Below are 16581 nucleotides of genomic sequence, written 5' to 3' on the forward strand. Positions count from 1 at the left end.
ACCTTTCAAAATACAAGAAGGTGAGAACCAAAGATGGTGGGAAATGGGGTACGGCAACCATGCTTAAATATATAGAAGAGCTTGTTGCTATGCTTGGTGTATAGTGTCTCAAATGGAGGTTTCTTTACTGAAAGGCAGGACGCACCGTACCGGTGGACAGATAATGGTCGATGTCGATATAGCATCCCGTTCCGGAGAGCGTCATGGAGATATTGCCATAGTGGTCGAGCAACTGCTTGTAGGTCTTGCCCCACTTGGAAGTAGACGCCGTGGCCCATGTGCCATAGTTGGCAGGCACCCATTCACCATGCTCGTTGTAGTGTCCGGCTCCCGGCTTCTCAGGACTCCAGTCGACCTCCGTGATGATGACAGGATGGGTGTCAACCACCGGCACGGCCTCATGGAACTGCCGGATGCCATTTTCCGCATCGGTCTGGCTGTCACTTGTGCCATACCAGCCGGGATAATCATGGACGGCATAGCCGATATTATAACCGCGGATGGGATAAGTGGCGTAGCCGCGATAGTTGCTCTGCCATCCACTTCCCGGCACCCAGATGATGCCGGTGAAGCCATTAGCACGTATTTTGTTGACGATAGGCTGGAAGAACTGTTGCAACGCTTGGGGTGTCTCTTGTCCTGTGCTGTCAGTGACCTGCACAGGTTCATTGGCCAATTCGATGGACAGCTGTCCGGCATATTTGCGCACGGAATCGTTGCGTGAGACAATGTCCCACACGGTCATGAGATATTGCTGGTATTCACCTCCGGCCTGAATGGTCTTGGGACACACCCCCGGCGGGCGCATGACTACATAGAGTCCATGCCCCACAGCCTTGCGTGCCAAAGGGAAGTAGAGTGAGCGAAGGTATTTCTCGAGACGCTGAGCGCTGAACCGACTGATGTCAGCCTCGCCCGACTCCTTGCCGTCGCTTTTCTTGTCGGGATCATTGGTCCAACAAGGATCGAGATGAAGACGGAAGACGTTGGCGAAGGCTCCTTGCGTCGTGTCGGTAATGGCCGTATAGAGCTTGTCGAAATATTGCAGGCAAGCATCGACATGGGCATCGTTGGCATTATTGCCCCAGCGCCAGGAATTGAAATAAGGACTCGGCGTGTCCATCACTCCATGGAGCACGACGGTATTGCCCTGTGGATCGTGCAACTGATTGCCGTCGACATGCAAAGGCGGCGTATGGCCGAAAGGTACTTGGGCCCAAGCGCCTACGGTCAGGCACAGACCAAAAATAGCAGATAGGATTGCTTGTTTCATATTGTGAATGATGCGTAATAGATATGCAAAGGTATGATTTCTCTGTCACACCAACTTCTTCCTGCGTTACACATACTTTCTATCTTGTTACACGACCCGTGAAAACACAAAAACACCCGTCCGCTCCCTGACAGAGCGGACGGGCGTATGATTGAAGCTGTCCGTGACATGAATATCCGAAAAACCAGGCAAAGATCAGTTGGCCTGCTCGGAAAGGAATTTGATCAGCACCAGTCGTACTTTCTCCTCGGCGGTGAGGCCTCCGTCATCGTCGTAGATCTCGCAATCATCAATGGCAGTGTCGACATCATCGCTGTCGCTGCTGCGGAAATAGTCATAGATGTCATCCACCTCATCAGGGTCTATGACATCCTCGTCGTCGAGGTAATAGCTGATATCAACCTTCATACCACTGTTGACAATGGACTCGATATCGTCGATCAGATCATCGAAGCCACAGCCTTGCATCGTGGCGATCTCATCTAACGGCACACGACGGTCGATGAGCTCGATGATCTTCAATTTCTTCATCGACTTCTTGGGCAGACTGATGACACGCATCATGTCCACCCGCTGGATGTCGTTGTCCTCGCAATACTTCTTGATGAGATCTACGAAGGGTTTGCCATATTTATGTGCCTTGCCCTGTCCTACACCTTGTATCTGTTGCAGTTCTTCCATAGTGACGGGATAGCTCGTCGCCATCTGCGAGAGTGAGATGTCCTGGAAGATCACATAAGGCGGAAGGTTATGTTTGTGGGCCACATCCTTGCGCAGACCTTTGAGCAAGCCGAGCAACTCCTGGTCTAAGGCACTCACACCTCCCTCGGCATTCTCCTCCACGTCGTCGTACTCCCGGTCGTGAACGGCAAAGAAAGGCTTCGGACTTTTGATAAACATCCTTCCCTCGGGTGTCAGCTTCAACAAGCCAAAATTTTCCACATCCTTACGGATATAATGCGAGATCATGGCCTGACGGATAACAGGATTCCAAATGGAGGAGTCCTCTTCATTGAGTTTGGCACCGGCACCGAATTCCGGCAGCTTGTTGTGGCCATGGCGCACAATGTTGTCCGTGGCACGACCTTTAACGAAGTCGGTGATATAGGCCTGGTCGAAGTTTTCCTTCACGGCCTTGATGGCATTGAGGACGATGAGCAACGCCTCCGTAGCCTCGAACTGCTTCTGGGGATGCAGGCAGTTGTCGCAATTGCCGCAGTTGTCTTGAGGGTATTCCTCACCAAAATAGTGCAGCAACATCTTGCGGCGGCATACCGAAGACTCGGCGTAGGCTTTGGTCTCCTGGAGGAGCTGATAGCCGATTTCCTTCTCGTTGACATCCTTGTTCTCCATGAACTTCTCGAGTTTCTTCAGGTCCTTGGGAGAATAGAAAGCGATACAGATGCCCTCACCGCCGTCGCGCCCGGCTCTGCCCGTCTCCTGATAATAGCCTTCGAGACTCTTGGGGATGTCGTAATGGATGACGAAACGTACATCGGGTTTGTCGATGCCCATGCCAAAGGCGATGGTGGCCACAATGACATCGATCTCCTCCTTCAAGAAGTCGTCCTGCGTCTTTGTGCGCAACTCTGAGTCGAGGCCGGCATGATAGGGCGCAGCCTTGAAGCCGTTGATCTGTAGTTTCTTGGCCAGCTCTTCCACCTTCTTACGCGAGAGACAATAGATGATGCCGCTCTTGCCGGGATGCTGTTTGATAAACCGGATAATCTGGCTGTCGGTATCTTCCTCGCTGATCTTCTGCCGCACCTCGTAGTAGAGGTTAGGACGGTTGAAAGAACTACGGAACTCCTCAGCATCGAGGATGCCAAGGCTTTTTTTGATGTCTGACCGCACCTTGTCCGTGGCTGTTGCCGTCAAGGCAATAACGGGCACGGAATCGACATGCTGTATCTCAGCAATGCGGTTGATGGTAGGCCGTATGTTTCGGTATTCAGGCCGGAAGTCATGCCCCCACTCCGAAATACAGTGTGCCTCATCAATGGCATAGAAAGAGATATGGAAAGAAGAGAAGAACTCAAGGTTCTCCTCTTTATTAAGAGATTCTGGGGCCACATACAACAACTTCGTGCGCCCGCTGTGCACGTCATCCACCACACGGTTGATGGCAGCACGGTTGAGCGAGGAGTTAAGGAAGTGAGCCAGGCCGTCTTCTTCTGTCAGGCCATTGATGACATCGACCTGGTTTTTCATCAGTGCGATCAAAGGCGACACGACAATAGCCGTTCCCTCCATGATCAGCGACGGCAACTGATAGCACAGACTCTTGCCGCCACCGGTAGGCATCAGCACAAAGGTGTTGTTGCCAGCCATGAGATTGCGGATGATCGCTTCCTGATCGCCCTTGAAATGATCAAAGCCAAAGTACTTCTTCAATGCTTGAGTCAAGTCCACTTCCTTAGTCATTGCATGCTCCTTAGATGATTCTTATTTAATAATGAAATATGCAGAAGGCCGTTTCCACGGCCTCTGCCATGACAGCCCTTTCTGCGTGCTTCCCAAACGGTTTAAGCCGATTCGAGTCGCTGCAGATGAGCCTTGTCCAATTGCTGTTTGGCATAGTCGAGCGTCACCTCAAACTTCTTGATGCGTCTTGACGGCACGTCAAACATGGCATCCATCATCACCTCCTCAACGATGGAGCGCAGACCACGCGCACCCAGCTTATACTCCACAGCCTTGTCGACGATAAAGTCCAGAGCCTCCTCGGTGAAGGTCAATGTGATGTGATCCATCGCAAAGAGTTTGATGTACTGCTTGACGATAGAGTTCTTCGGCTCTACCAGGATACGGCGCAAAGCATCACGGTCCAAAGGATTGAGATAGGTCAGCACCGGCAGACGGCCGATCAGCTCCGGGATCAGGCCAAACGCCTTCAAGTCCTGCGGAAGGATATACTTCATCAGATCATTGCGGTCGATGTTACGTGCGTTCTGCACAGAGTTGTATCCGACCGTATGGGTATTGAGACGCTGAGCGATCTTGCGCTCTATGCCATCAAAGGCACCACCGCAGATAAACAGGATGTTCTTGGTGTTGACATGCACATAGTCCTGATCAGGGTGCTTGCGCCCTCCCTTTGGCGGTACGTTGACCATCGTTCCCTCCAAGAGTTTGAGCAGACTCTGCTGCACGCCCTCACCGCTGACATCGCGCGTGATGCTTGGATTGTCGCCTTTGCGTGCTATCTTGTCGATCTCGTCGATGAAGACGATGCCCCGCTCGGCAGCGGCCACATCATAGTTGGCCACTTGAAGCAGACGGCTCAAGATGCTCTCCACATCCTCTCCGACGTAGCCGGCCTCGGTAAACACAGTAGCGTCGACAATGGTAAACGGGACATCAAGCAACTTGGCGATGGTGCGGGCCAGCAGGGTCTTACCCGTACCCGTAGAGCCTACCATGACGATATTGCTTTTTTCGATCTCAACGCCATCGTCATCAGAGGGCTGAAGCAGACGCTTGTAGTGATTATACACCGCCACAGACAGATAGCGCTTGGCCTCGTCCTGTCCTATGACATACTCGTCGAGATATTTCTTGATCTCCTTAGGCTTGGGGATACGGGCCTTTTTGCGGAAAGCCTCATTAGACTTTGCGCTGGCCTCCGCATCCACGTTGCCGAGTACGCCGGTATCCTTAACTATCTTGTAAGCCTGCACAGCACAGTCCTCACAGATATAACCGTTGAGTCCTGTGATAAGCAGTTTCACCTGTGATTCGTCACGACCACAGAAGCTACATACTTTTTTCGGCATGTTTTCTTATTCCTCCTGGTTACTAAGATTATTGCTTTCTTGTTAACACCGTATCGATCATACCATACTCCTTAGCCTCCTCGGCGGTCATCCAGTAATTACGGTCACTGTCTTTCCACACTTTCTCGTAGGGCTGGTGGGAGTGGTTGGAGATGATGGTATAGAGTTCTTTCTTGAACTTCTGGATCTCACGGGCCTCGATCTCGATATCCGAAGCCTGGCCCTGCACGCCACCTAAGGGCTGATGGATCATCACGCGGCTATGAGGCAGTGCGGAGCGCTTGCCTTCGGTGCCGGAGACAAGCAGCACTGCAGCCATTGAGGCAGCCATACCCGTGCAGATCGTTGCCACATCGCTGGTAATGAACTGCATGGTGTCGTAGATACCCAGTCCTGCTGTCACACTTCCACCGGGAGAATTGACATAGATGGAAATATCCTTGCCATTGTCGACAGAGTCGAGGTAGAGCAACTGGGCCTGAAGCGTATTGGCTGTATAGTCGTCGATCTCAGTTCCCAAGAAGATGATGCGGTCCATCATCAGTCGTGAAAACACATCCATCTGCGTGACGTTGAGCTGACGCTCTTCGAGGATATACGGATTGAGATATTGTTGCTGCGCCTTGACCACATCATCCAGAGCCAGGCCGTTCATGCCTAAGTGCCCCGTGGCAAATTTTCTAAAGTCGTTGTTCATTCGATTTCCTTAATATATTCAATGTTAATAGTCAAATACGAGAAAAGAGGTTATCAGCTCTTTTTACCGGTTTCAAACCTAATCCTCGTGTTGATTACACAAAGATAATAAAAAAAGCTGGTAACCTCTTCAATCAAGAGATTATTTTTTATTAAAATCTTATTTTATGCGCACATTACTCGCCCATCATCTTGTTGAAATCATCAAGGCTGATCTCTTTCTTGTTCAGCTTGACGACTTTCTTCAAAGCGTCAGAGAGCTTCACGTCGATAGCGCGATCCACAAAGCCCTGGGCGTTCTCGCGCTTCTTGAGGAGCTCATCAGCGTAGTTGTTGATGTACTCTTCAGGAACGTTGCTCATGCCATACTGTGCGAACTGGATGCGAGCGGTCTCACGGGCAGCCTCCTTGACATCGTCGTCATTGACCTTGATGCCGGTCTGCTCAGAGAGTTTGTTGCGGATCAGGCTCCAGTTGAGTTCCTTGAGGCTTGCCTCGTAGTTCTTGTCGATCATCTCGTTGAGCTTCTTCTCGTCCTTCTCCTTGCTGCCCTGCTTCATGACACGCTTCAGAAGAGCATCGGGATAAGTCAGCTGGCCGATCTTGTCCTCAGCATACTTGCGGACATCGAGCAGGAACTTGTAGTCGCTGTCGCGAACGAGCTGCTCCTTGAGTCCCTCAGCGATCTTGCTACGGAATTCCTTCTCGTCCTTAACGGCGTCCTTGCCGAAGGTCTGATCGAAGAGCTCCTGATCCACAGCGTGCTTCTGGAAACGCTGGATGCCAGTAATCTGGAAGCTGAAGTCGCCCTGGTAGTTGGCAACCTGATCCTTCTCGATCTTCAACAGGGAAGAGATCTGTACCTCATTGCCGTCGTATGCCTTAGAAGGATTGAAGGTGATGATATCACCTTTCTTAGCGCCTTCGAAGAGTTTCTTCTGGTCGTCGTTCTTCAGGTAGTTAGGCATCAGCACGGCTCCCTCGATGGTCAGGCCACCTTCCTTGGTATTGCCCTTGTCGTCGAGTTCACGGATGTCACCCTTGAGCATATCGTTCTCCTGATAGTCCTCAACGTCAACGTATCCGCCAAGACGGTTGGCGAACATATCCACCTGCTTGTCAACGAGCGCATCGTCAACAGTGATCTCGTAATAGTCGACAGTATCCTTGTCGCTCAGCTCGATGTTGAACTCAGGAGCGACGGCGATGTCGAACATGAAAGTATAAGGAGCCGGCTTCTCCAGATCCTGAGGCTCCTGCTTGTCAGAGGCCAGAGGCTCGCCGAGCATCTGAATCTTGTTGTCAGCAATATACTTCTGAAGTTCGTCATTGAGCACCTTGTTGATAGCATCCATCTTGGCGCTGGGCTCAAACTGGCGTTTGATCATGCCCATAGGAGCCTTGCCGGGACGGAAGCCGGGGATGTTGGCTCTTTTGCGATACTCCTTGAGTTCCTTCTCGACATCGTTTTTGTAGTCATCTTCTTCGACAGTAATGGTCAACAGTCCGTTGATCTTGTCGGGATTTTCAAATGAAACTTTCATCTTTTGGTTTATATTGTTTATGATTTATCTCCGTAAGGATTACATGACTTATCTCCGTAAGGAAACAGCAAACTCTTATCGCCCGTCGAGCGACAAGAGCCATATTGACTGGCAAAATTACGCATATTTTACCAATCTACCTAATATAAGGTGGAAAAATTTGTTTTTTTAACCATGATCTACTCGCCATAAACTTCTGCAAGCAAAGACTTTCGGGATTGGGCGGCAAAGGCCCGGTCCTCCTCATTGGACTGGAATTTGCGGTATACAAAGTTATCACTCAGATAATTCTTTCTTACGACTTTGTTAGCTGCCAGTTCCTCAGGCAGTCCCTGAAACAGAATGCGACCTTCAAAGAGCAGATAGGCCCGGTCGGTGATGGACAGCGTTTCCTGCACGTTATGGTCAGTGATGAGAATGCCAATATTGCGGTATTTCAGTCGCCACACGATATGCTGAATGTCTTCTACGGCGATAGGGTCGACACCGGCGAAAGGCTCATCAAGCATGATGAACTTCGGATCGATAGCCAGACAGCGGGCAATCTCCGTACGGCGGCGCTCACCGCCGGAGAGACGGTCGCCCTTGTTCTTCCTCACCTTGTTGAGCCGGAACTCGCTGATCAGACTCTCCAACTTGTCGAGTTGCGCCTGATGTGACAGCTTTGTCATCTCCAGCACCGCCATGATATTGTCTTCCACGCTCAGTTTTCTGAACACGCTGGCCTCCTGAGGCAGATATCCAATGCCGGCCCGGGCACGCTTATAAACGGGATACTTCGTGATTTCCTTATCATCGATGAAGACATGTCCCTCGTTGGGCACGATCAACCCCGTCGTCATGTAGAAAGAGGTCGTCTTGCCGGCACCATTAGGTCCAAGCAATCCAACGATCTCGCCTTGCTTGACATTAAACGTGACATGATCCGCCACAGTACGTTTACCATAGCGTTTGACCAGTCCCTCAGCATGCAACTCCTTATGTTTCAACTTGCTCATGAGCAACTTGTCCACCTCCTCGGGAGTCATGTGCTCCACATCGGGGCGTGCCTCAGTCTGAGCAGCCTCTTCGGTTGCGTTTTCCTCGGCAGTCTGCAATGGTTGCTGGTCTTCCGTATCCTGCTGTACAGGTGCTTGTAATGTTTCGTCCATGATAATAGTTTTGAATGCAAAAATACTAAAAAAACACCTAATAACATTGATAAAAGCAAAAACTCTTCTGTTTATTGCAGTTTTTTATGGGATTTTGGTTACTTTTGCATCATCAAATAGGTTATAGCCCATGCTTTTATTGAAGTTGCTTCATCGTTATCTCACCACCTTCGGACGTTATCTCATCTTGATGGGACGCACCTTTGCGCGTCCGGAACGAATGCGCATGTTTATGAAGCGCTATGTGAAAGAGATGTCCCAGCTGGGAGTCGACTCCATCGCTATCGTGCTGATGATCAGCTTCTTCATCGGTGCGGTCATCTGTATCCAGATGAAGGTAAACATCTCCAGTCCGTGGATGCCGCGTTGGACAACGGGCTACACCACGCGCGAGATCATGCTTCTTGAGTTTTCCTCTTCCATCATGTGTCTGATCCTTTCCGGCAAGGTGGGGTCAAATATCGCCTCTGAGTTAGGCACGATGCGTGTCACACAGCAAATTGACGCGCTGGATATCATGGGAGTGAACTCAGCCAACTACCTGATACTTCCGAAGATTCTTGGATTAGTCACCATCATGCCTTTTCTGGTGATCTTCTCTTCAGCCATGGGCATCATTGGCGCCTACGCCACAGCGATCATCGGACACATGATGTCGCCCGACGATCTCACTGCCGGCATGCACCATGCCTTCAATCCATGGTTTATGTGGATGAGTATCATCAAGAGTCTGTTCTTTGCCTTCATCATCTCCAGCGTATCGTCGTATTTCGGCTACACGGTGGAAGGAGGCTCCGTAGAGGTGGGAAAAGCATCCACCGACGCCGTCGTTTGCAGCAGTGTGCTGATTCTCTTCTCCGACGTTTTCCTTACGCAATTACTGAGTTAAGCTATGATAGAAGTCAAAAATCTAACGAAACGTTTTGAGGACAAGACTGTTCTCGACGACATCAGCGCAGTCTTTGAGACTGGTAAGACTAATCTCATCATCGGGCAGAGTGGTTCCGGCAAGACAGTGCTGATGAAAAACATCGTAGGACTGCTTGAACCAACACAAGGGCAGATTCTCTACGACGGACGTGACTTCACGGCGATGACGAAGAAAGAGAAAGTGATGATGCGGCGCGAGATGGGGATGATCTTCCAAGGGGCGGCCCTCTTCGACTCGTTGACCGTACAAGAGAACGTACAGTTCCCTTTGGACATGTTCTCCAATATGACTGCCCGTGAGCGTGCCAAAAGAGCACAGGAGTGTCTGGAGCGTGTCAACCTCCTGGACGCCCGCAGCAAATACCCCGACGAGATCTCAGGCGGCATGCAGAAACGCGTGGCCATTGCGCGCGCCATCGTGCTCAACCCAAAGTATCTCTTTTGCGACGAGCCGAACTCCGGTCTGGATCCCAAAACCTCACTGGTCATCGACAAGCTGCTGTCGGAGATCACTAAAGACTATCAGATGACGACGATCATCAACACACATGACATGAACTCGGTCATGGGTATCGGGGAGAATATCGTCTTTATTTATAAAGGTCACAAGGAGTGGCAGGGAAACAAAGACCAGGTCATCAGCTCCACCAATAAGAAACTCAACGACCTGGTCTTTGCCAGCGATCTGTTCCGTAAGGTGAAGAAGGTGGAGATGCAGGAAGAAGAGAACGCTTAGATCACCCGGCAGCATAAGAAAAAACGCTTCCTCTCCATTGTGAGAGGAAGCGTTTTTTTCTTTCTTAAATTTTCCTTCATGGCGGGAGAGCGTCAGCGTGTATACCATACGCCCTTCTTCTCCACCATTGGCACGCACACTTCTTCGCGCGTGCTGTCTCCATATTCAAATATCAGATACACATTGGCCACATGCTTGACAGTATCAGCCTTGGCATCCAAGATCTTCACCTTCTTGATGCCGCGATGCTCCTGCTCCTGTTGTGCCACAAACATCCGTGCATTGTCGACCAGTTGTCTGCGATAGCTGTCCGGAATCTTATAAGGCATGTAGGTGCCAGCTACGAAATCCTCATACTTACCTGACAAAAGCTGGTCGTAGTAGCCTTTGGCTGCATGAGCGGCTATCTCGGCGGGCGTAGGCGCTTTCTTGCATGCCATAGGCAAGGACAAGATAGCGGCCGACACCACATATCGCCATATTCTCTGCATCTTACTTCTGACGGATAAACACATTGATCGGGCAGCCATGCATCGACCAGTTCTCACGGATCTTGTTCTCCAGGAAGCGGCGATAAGGCTCCTTGATATATTGTGGCAGATTGGCATAGAACACGAAAGAGGGGATCTGTGTGTTGGGCAACTGCGAGCAATACTTGATCTTGATATACTTTCCTTTTGTAGAAGGTGGAGGTGTCTGCTCGATAATTGGCAACATCACCTCATTGAGCTTTGTCGTACCGATACGTGTCTCACGGTTGAGATAGACCTGCTTAGCGGTTTCCAACACCTTGAAGATACGCTGTTTGGTCAGCGCGGATGCAAAGATGATGGGGAAATCAACAAAGGGAGCCATACGGTTGTGGATGGCATTCTTAAAGGTGTCGATAGCCTTCTGGCTCTTGTCCTGCACCAAGTCCCACTTGTTGACCACGACAACCAGGCTCTTGTTGTTTTTCTGTATCAACTGGAAGATGTTCATGTCCTGTGCCTCAATGCCTCGTGTGGCATCGATCATCAAGATGCAGACATCACTGTTCTCTATCGCACGGATACTGCGCATGACGCTATAGAATTCCAAGTCTTCGCTCACCTTATTCTTACGGCGGATACCGGCAGTATCGACAAGATAGAAGTCAAAACCAAATTTGGTATAGCGTGTGTAGATGCTGTCACGTGTGGTACCGGCAATATCAGTGACGATGTTACGCTCCTCACCAATAAAAGCATTGATCAGACTTGACTTACCGGCATTTGGGCGACCGACGACAGCGAAGCGCGGGATATTTTCCTCAGGAGCCTCGTCGACATTGTTCGGCAGTTTGGTCAGTATCATGTCGAGCAGATCACCCGTACCGCCACCTGTAGCGGCACTGATACAGACAGGATCCCCCAGTCCGAGACGATAGAACTCTGCGGCCTCATAAGCGTTGCCACTATTGTCGACCTTATTAGCCACAAGGATGACCGGCAGTTTGGCACGGCGAAGGATCATCGCCACATCTTCATCCCAGTCTGTGACTCCTGTCTCCACATCCACCAGAAAGAGCACCAGATCAGCCTCTTCTGTGGCGACCCTCACCTGCTGACGGATAGCATCCTCAAAGATATCATCTGATTTCACGACCCAGCCACCCGTATCTACGACAGAGAACTCTTTGCCGTTCCAACTGCACTTGCCATATTGGCGGTCGCGTGTGGTACCGGCCACATCACTGACAATAGCCCTGCGGCTTTGGGTCATACGATTAAAAAGTGTGGACTTACCCACATTAGGGCGTCCTACGATAGCTACTAAATTTGCCATTTCGTTGTTTGATTTCTGAAGTTTAACATTCTTCGGCCCTCCCGAAGGAGAGTGCACCCTGCCATACAGTCAGGGGAATATAGGAGTGTAGAATGTGTCAACACTCACCATTGATCATTCTTATTGCGGGTTGTACCCGAAGTGGTCGAGTTCCCGTTGAGAGTTACGCCAGTCTTTGTCAACCTTGACGAAGGTCTCCAAGTAGATCGCCTTACCAAAGAACTTCTCAAGGCTCTTGCGGGCTTCCGACGACACCTTCTTCAAAGCAGTGCCCTGATGTCCGATGATGATGCCTTTCTGCGAGTCGCGCTCTACATAGATGACAGCGTTGATATGGATGTGATGCTCGTCTTCCTTAAAGCGCTCCACGACGACCTCCACGGAATAAGGAATTTCCTTATCGTAATAGCGCAGGATCTTCTCTCGGATAATCTCTGAAACAAAAAATTTCGCGGGCTTATCGGTCAACTGATCCTTGTCGAAATAAGCGGGGCTCTCAGGCAGCAGCTCTTCGATACGCTTCATGAGCATGTCAATGCCAAACTTGTTCTGTGCCGAGATCGGAAGGATCTCTGCGTTGGGCAACAGGGCATGCCACTTCTCCACGATGTCACCGAGATGCTGTTGATCGGTCTCGTCGATCTTGTTGATCAGCAACAACACCGGGATTTTCATTTCCCTAACCTTTTCCAGAAAGTCGAGGTTCTTTTCAGGGTTCTCCACCACATCTGTGACATAGAGCAAGATGTCGGCATCGGCCAAGGCTGACTCCGAGAATGCCAGCATCATTTCCTGCATCTTATAATTTGGCTTCAACACACCGGGGGTGTCCGAGAAGACAATCTGCATGTTGGGCTTGTTGACAATGCCCATAATGCGATGACGGGTTGTCTGCGCCTTAAACGTGGCGATACTGATCTTCTCACCGACAAGCTGGTTCATCAGTGTCGACTTACCAACATTGGGGTTTCCTACGATATTTACAAAACCGGCCTTATGCATAAGTACTTTTAATTAAACATACAATATCAACAAACAAAAAAACGCATTCTTACTATAACAAGAAGGATGCGTTTTTCTGTTGTTATGAATGAAGAATCTTACGTGTTACTTTTTATCCACTGCTGCGGCAGCACCATCGTAAGCCCATTTGAGATACATAGCTCCGTGAACAAATCCGGCTCCGAAAGCAGTGAGGATGACGTTATCGCCCTTCTTCAATTTCGCCTCATTGTCCCACATAGCCAAAGGAATGGTAGCAGAACTGGTATTGCCGTAGTGGTCGATATTGATCATCACCTTATCAATAGGCAGATCAGCACGCTTTGCCACAGCATCGATAATACGCAGATTTGCCTCATGTGGGATCACCCAGTTCACGTCTTCAGCCGTCAGCCCGTTATGCTTCATGATGTAGTCTACGTCATCGCTCATATCCGTCACAGCATATCGGAACACATTGCGTCCCTCCTGATAGATATAGTGCAGACGATGGTCTACCGTGAAATGCGAAGGAGGACAAACACTGCCACCAGCCTTCATATGAAGGAAAGGCAGGCCTGCACCGTCGGTACGCATGAACGAGTCTTGGAAACCGATACCTTCCTCTTCTGTAGCCTCTACGAGCACAGCACCGGCACCGTCGCCAAAGAGCACACAGGTCTGTCGGTCGGTGTAGTCGACAATCGACGACATCTTCTCAGCAGACACCACAATGATCTTTTTGTAGCGGCCACTCTGAATCATCGAGCACGCCTGCTCAAGGGCGTAGATAAAGCCACAGCAAGCGCACGACATATCAAAGGCGAAAGCATTTTTCAGTCCCAGTTTACCCAAGATAATGCTTGCCGTAGAAGGGAAAGGATAGTCAGGGGTCGTTGTCGAAACGATGAGTGCATCAATGGTATCCGGATCTACGCCGGTTTTACGAAGCAGCTGCTTAGCAGCCTTGCGCCCCATATAGCTTGATCCGAGGCCTTCCTCAGTGAGGATACGGCGCTCTTTGATGCCAACACGCGTAGTAATCCACTCATCGCTGGTGTCTACCATGCGCGACAGTTCCTCGTTGGTGAGGACATAGTCGGGCACATAGCCGCCAACACCTGTGATTATCGCGTTAATCTTTCCCATTACTCAGCTGCTTCCTTAACGATAGCGACCTTGCCACGATAGTAGCCGCATGTCGGGCAAACGGTGTGATAGACATAGTAAGCGCCGCAGTTAGGGCATACTGCCAATGTGGGGGCTACTGCCTTATCGTGAGTTCTACGCTTGAGTGTACGAGTCTTAGACTGTCTTCTTTTAGGATGTGCCATAATTGTTTAATCTTTAATTTTTATCTTTTATCTTTTTCAATGCTGCCCATCGGGAATCCACAGGCTCTGTATCCTCATCACCGCTTCGGGCGGCCGAATGTTCTTGCAGAATCTTCATCATGGCAGGGTCGCATTTTCCAGGTGCATGCACATGCCTGAGTGGAATACTGAGCTCTATAAATTCATAGATGAACCACGACACGTCGAGAATAGCGTTGTCTTCCCTGACCGTGACGAGGTCGTCATCTTCCGAGTAGTCGTCTCCAAACTTTGCCACCAGATGGTCGTCGCTCTCTATGGGCTGTTCCATGTCTTCCAAGCAGAGATCGCAAGGAACAATGACAAAGCCGTCTGTGTGAAAATCCAAATAGAACACGTCCCCCGTACGACGTATCGTCAACGAGGAATGCACACGGCCACGCTTCACTGCCGGGGCCTGAATAGCCTCGAAGTAAGGGTCGCTCAAATCGAAGTCAAAGACATTGTCGCCTTCCGACAAGCCTTTTAAGTCTATCTTAAACTGCTCTAAATTAGACATATCACAAACAGACATATCACATTTGGTTTGCAAAGTTACTACTTTTTTTTGATAGCGTCAAATTTATCTGCAAAAACTTTCTTAAAAGAGGAATGATAACAAAGGCTATGCGTGGCACTTACGCAATTCTATCCGGAAAGTCGTACCCTTCCCAACCACGGACTCCTTGACATAGATATGTCCATGATGGTATTCCTCCACAATACGTTTGGCAAGGCTCAGCCCCAGTCCCCATCCGCGCTTTTTAGTGGTGAAGCCCGGGCGGAACACATTATTTATATTACGCTTGCGGATACCCTTGCCTGTGTCACTCACATCAAGATAGATCCAGGATTCGGTTTCCTCAACCTTCAGCAAGATGGAGCCCGTCTCTCCGCCCATAGCATCCACAGCATTCTTGCACAGGTTCTCTATCACCCATTCAAAGAGAGAACCATTGAGGTCAACAATAACTTGGTGGGCAGGGAAGGAAGTAAGTATCTTTACCCTCCGGCTTGTGCGGCGATCCATATAGTCTACCACATGACGCAACAACTCCAACAGATCAGTAGGTACAGGAGCCGGCAAAGATCCAATCTTTGAGAAGCGGTCGGCGATGAGTTGTAAACGCTTCACGTCTTTGTCCATTTCGGGAATCAGCGTATCGTCGGGATAAGTCTCTTTCAGTATCTCCACCCAAGCGATTAGACTGGAAATAGGCGTACCCAACTGGTGAGCAGTCTCCTTGGAGAGACCTACCCATACCTTATTCTGTTCTGCCCGTTTTGAAGTGAGCAAAGCAAAGATGGCGATGACCACGAAGAGAAGAACAACGCCCAACTGAACAAAGGGATACCAGGAAATCCGTTTCAGCATCAACGACTCATCATAACAGACATCAATATAGTCGCGATGCCGGCCATCTAGAAAGATACGAATATTGCGATTCTTTGCTAAAAGTTCATGACCGATCGCTGTCGCTTTCCTTAAGCTGTCGCCATGGGAAGAGGCTTTTAAGGCAAGATTGCGAAAGTCCGTCACCTGACCTTTATGGTCAAGGACAATAACAGGTATCGTATTGTTGTCATTGAGCACTTTCAGCACAAGATTTAAATCAGTATTCTCATCGGCCTGGTTGAGCGACCGCATAGCCTCCGCCCAGACCTCCATGCGACTGCGTTCCTGCGCTTCCAAGTCACGCGTCATACTATGCGACACAACAAGCGAGGCCACGGCAATAACGATTGCCATAACCACAAGAATAATCTTCACCTGCCTGATTCTATCTGTCCATTGCATAGTATTAATAATAACGAAAAGAAACGCAAATTATTATAGCCCCCTCCCTAGCCCTCCCCAAGGGGAGGGGACCGCAATACCCACAAAGCATATAATTCGTGCAGATAGTATGGTTTAGCAATTCTCTCCCCTCGGGGAGAGCTAGAGAGGGGCGTACAAAAGAGCCCTTGAAAACATTGCTGTCTTCAAGGGCTCTTGTTGAAAGAGGGCGGCCTCCTACTCTCCCGCATTGCATTGCAGTACCATCGGCGCAAGTGGGCTTAACTTCTCTGTTCGGAATGGGAAGAGGTGGAACCCCACCGCAATAGCCACCCAAAATGGGGTTGACTTATCGCCACAAGCTATACGCTATAAAGAAGCGTCTTGACTCTTTATTATTTTATACAGAACTCTTACGTTTCCGAAAGAATCCTGCCAATACATCTGAAAGCATTGCCTCGAAAGAAGCTCTCGGGCAATTAGTAGTGCTCGGCTTTGACGTCACCGTCTTTACACCTGCACCCTATCAACGTCGTCGTCTGCAACGACCCTCTATGGA

15 protein-coding genes and 2 rRNA genes are annotated in these 16581 nt (G+C 49.8%); 2 read left to right on the forward strand and 15 right to left on the reverse strand.

The features are described from left to right. Positions 1–124 precede the first annotated feature (124 nt). From FYJ73_RS14630 to lptB, 6 genes are all read right to left on the reverse strand, one after another. Positions 125–1273, reverse strand: coding sequence for a cellulase family glycosylhydrolase (locus tag FYJ73_RS14630; RefSeq protein ID WP_154535484.1), 1149 nt, complete (start codon positions 1271–1273; stop codon positions 125–127). Positions 1274–1468: 195 nt separating this feature from the next. Next, on the reverse strand, positions 1469–3697 hold the full coding sequence (gene recQ, locus FYJ73_RS14635; RefSeq protein ID WP_154535485.1) for a DNA helicase RecQ: 2229 nt from the start codon (positions 3695–3697) through the stop codon (positions 1469–1471). A 101-nt stretch (positions 3698–3798) separates the two neighbouring features. Next, a complete protein-coding gene (gene clpX, locus FYJ73_RS14640) occupies positions 3799–5049 on the reverse strand; it encodes an ATP-dependent Clp protease ATP-binding subunit ClpX (protein ID WP_154535486.1) in 1251 nt (416 codons plus the stop codon). A 28-nt stretch (positions 5050–5077) separates the two neighbouring features. Beyond that, positions 5078–5746 (reverse strand): ATP-dependent Clp endopeptidase proteolytic subunit ClpP, encoded by a 669-nt coding sequence (gene clpP, locus FYJ73_RS14645; protein ID WP_154535487.1) that lies wholly within the window; start codon positions 5744–5746, stop codon positions 5078–5080. A gap of 175 nt (positions 5747–5921) precedes the next feature. Next, positions 5922–7289: a trigger factor gene (tig, locus tag FYJ73_RS14650; protein ID WP_154535488.1), complete on the reverse strand. Its 1368-nt coding sequence runs from the start codon at positions 7287–7289 to the stop codon at positions 5922–5924. Positions 7290–7468: 179 nt separating this feature from the next. Further along, a complete protein-coding gene (gene lptB / locus FYJ73_RS14655) occupies positions 7469–8287 on the reverse strand; it encodes an LPS export ABC transporter ATP-binding protein (RefSeq protein WP_154535497.1) in 819 nt (272 codons plus the stop codon). A gap of 283 nt (positions 8288–8570) precedes the next feature. Between lptB and FYJ73_RS14660 the strand changes: the two genes are divergently transcribed. Next, positions 8571–9329, forward strand: a complete 759-nt coding sequence (locus FYJ73_RS14660) for an MlaE family ABC transporter permease (RefSeq protein ID WP_154535489.1) — start codon at positions 8571–8573, stop codon at positions 9327–9329. A 3-nt stretch (positions 9330–9332) separates the two neighbouring features. Next, positions 9333–10106, forward strand: coding sequence for an ABC transporter ATP-binding protein (locus tag FYJ73_RS14665; protein WP_154535490.1), 774 nt, complete (start codon positions 9333–9335; stop codon positions 10104–10106). A 92-nt stretch (positions 10107–10198) separates the two neighbouring features. Here the strand turns inward: FYJ73_RS14665 and FYJ73_RS14670 are convergent, their stop codons facing one another. From FYJ73_RS14670 to FYJ73_RS14710, 9 genes are all read right to left on the reverse strand, one after another. Then, positions 10199–10597: a hypothetical protein gene (locus FYJ73_RS14670; protein ID WP_154535491.1), complete on the reverse strand. Its 399-nt coding sequence runs from the start codon at positions 10595–10597 to the stop codon at positions 10199–10201. Between the two features lies 1 nt (position 10598). Continuing rightward, positions 10599–11912 carry a ribosome biogenesis GTPase Der gene (gene der, locus FYJ73_RS14675; protein ID WP_154535492.1) on the reverse strand — a complete coding sequence of 438 codons (1314 nt, stop codon included), beginning with the start codon at positions 11910–11912 and terminating at the stop codon, positions 10599–10601. Between the two features lie 120 nt (positions 11913–12032). Next, a complete protein-coding gene (gene era, locus FYJ73_RS14680; RefSeq protein ID WP_154535493.1) occupies positions 12033–12914 on the reverse strand; it encodes a GTPase Era in 882 nt (293 codons plus the stop codon). Between the two features lie 105 nt (positions 12915–13019). After that, positions 13020–14042 (reverse strand): beta-ketoacyl-ACP synthase III, encoded by a 1023-nt coding sequence (locus FYJ73_RS14685; protein ID WP_154535494.1) that lies wholly within the window; start codon positions 14040–14042, stop codon positions 13020–13022. Further along, on the reverse strand, positions 14042–14227 hold the full coding sequence (rpmF, locus tag FYJ73_RS14690; protein ID WP_006848356.1) for a 50S ribosomal protein L32: 186 nt from the start codon (positions 14225–14227) through the stop codon (positions 14042–14044). The genes FYJ73_RS14685 and rpmF overlap by 1 nt, the downstream gene beginning before the upstream one ends. A 13-nt stretch (positions 14228–14240) precedes the next feature. Beyond that, positions 14241–14765, reverse strand: a complete 525-nt coding sequence (locus tag FYJ73_RS14695) for a YceD family protein (protein WP_154535495.1) — start codon at positions 14763–14765, stop codon at positions 14241–14243. A 105-nt stretch (positions 14766–14870) separates the two neighbouring features. Next, positions 14871–16043: a sensor histidine kinase gene (locus FYJ73_RS14700; RefSeq protein WP_154535496.1), complete on the reverse strand. Its 1173-nt coding sequence runs from the start codon at positions 16041–16043 to the stop codon at positions 14871–14873. A gap of 203 nt (positions 16044–16246) precedes the next feature. Then, positions 16247–16359, reverse strand: a 5S ribosomal RNA gene (gene rrf / locus FYJ73_RS14705). 121 nt (positions 16360–16480) lie between these two features. Continuing rightward, positions 16481–16581: ribosomal RNA gene (locus FYJ73_RS14710) — 23S ribosomal RNA — on the reverse strand; the annotation flags it as partial.

It is taken from the genome of Hallella mizrahii (genome assembly GCF_009695775.1).
Lineage (GTDB): Bacteria > Bacteroidota > Bacteroidia > Bacteroidales > Bacteroidaceae > Prevotella > Prevotella mizrahii.

Coding starts and splice junctions, on each gene's coding strand:
- FYJ73_RS14700 (WP_154535496.1), bottom strand. CDS start 16,043: ATGCAATGGACAGATAGAATCAGGCAGGTGAAGATTATTCTTGTGGTT.
- FYJ73_RS14695 (WP_154535495.1), bottom strand. CDS start 14,765: ATGTCTAATTTAGAGCAGTTTAAGATAGACTTAAAAGGCTTGTCGGAA.
- lptB (WP_154535497.1), bottom strand. CDS start 8,287: ATGAGCAAGTTGAAACATAAGGAGTTGCATGCTGAGGGACTGGTCAAA.
- FYJ73_RS14670 (WP_154535491.1), bottom strand. CDS start 10,597: ATGCAGAGAATATGGCGATATGTGGTGTCGGCCGCTATCTTGTCCTTG.
- der (WP_154535492.1), bottom strand. CDS start 11,912: ATGGCAAATTTAGTAGCTATCGTAGGACGCCCTAATGTGGGTAAGTCC.
- FYJ73_RS14665 (WP_154535490.1), top strand. CDS start 9,333: ATGATAGAAGTCAAAAATCTAACGAAACGTTTTGAGGACAAGACTGTT.
- rpmF (WP_006848356.1), bottom strand. CDS start 14,227: ATGGCACATCCTAAAAGAAGACAGTCTAAGACTCGTACACTCAAGCGT.
- FYJ73_RS14685 (WP_154535494.1), bottom strand. CDS start 14,042: ATGGGAAAGATTAACGCGATAATCACAGGTGTTGGCGGCTATGTGCCC.
- clpX (WP_154535486.1), bottom strand. CDS start 5,049: ATGCCGAAAAAAGTATGTAGCTTCTGTGGTCGTGACGAATCACAGGTG.
- FYJ73_RS14660 (WP_154535489.1), top strand. CDS start 8,571: ATGCTTTTATTGAAGTTGCTTCATCGTTATCTCACCACCTTCGGACGT.
- tig (WP_154535488.1), bottom strand. CDS start 7,289: ATGAAAGTTTCATTTGAAAATCCCGACAAGATCAACGGACTGTTGACC.
- FYJ73_RS14630 (WP_154535484.1), bottom strand. CDS start 1,273: ATGAAACAAGCAATCCTATCTGCTATTTTTGGTCTGTGCCTGACCGTA.
- clpP (WP_154535487.1), bottom strand. CDS start 5,746: ATGAACAACGACTTTAGAAAATTTGCCACGGGGCACTTAGGCATGAAC.
- recQ (WP_154535485.1), bottom strand. CDS start 3,697: ATGACTAAGGAAGTGGACTTGACTCAAGCATTGAAGAAGTACTTTGGC.
- era (WP_154535493.1), bottom strand. CDS start 12,914: ATGCATAAGGCCGGTTTTGTAAATATCGTAGGAAACCCCAATGTTGGT.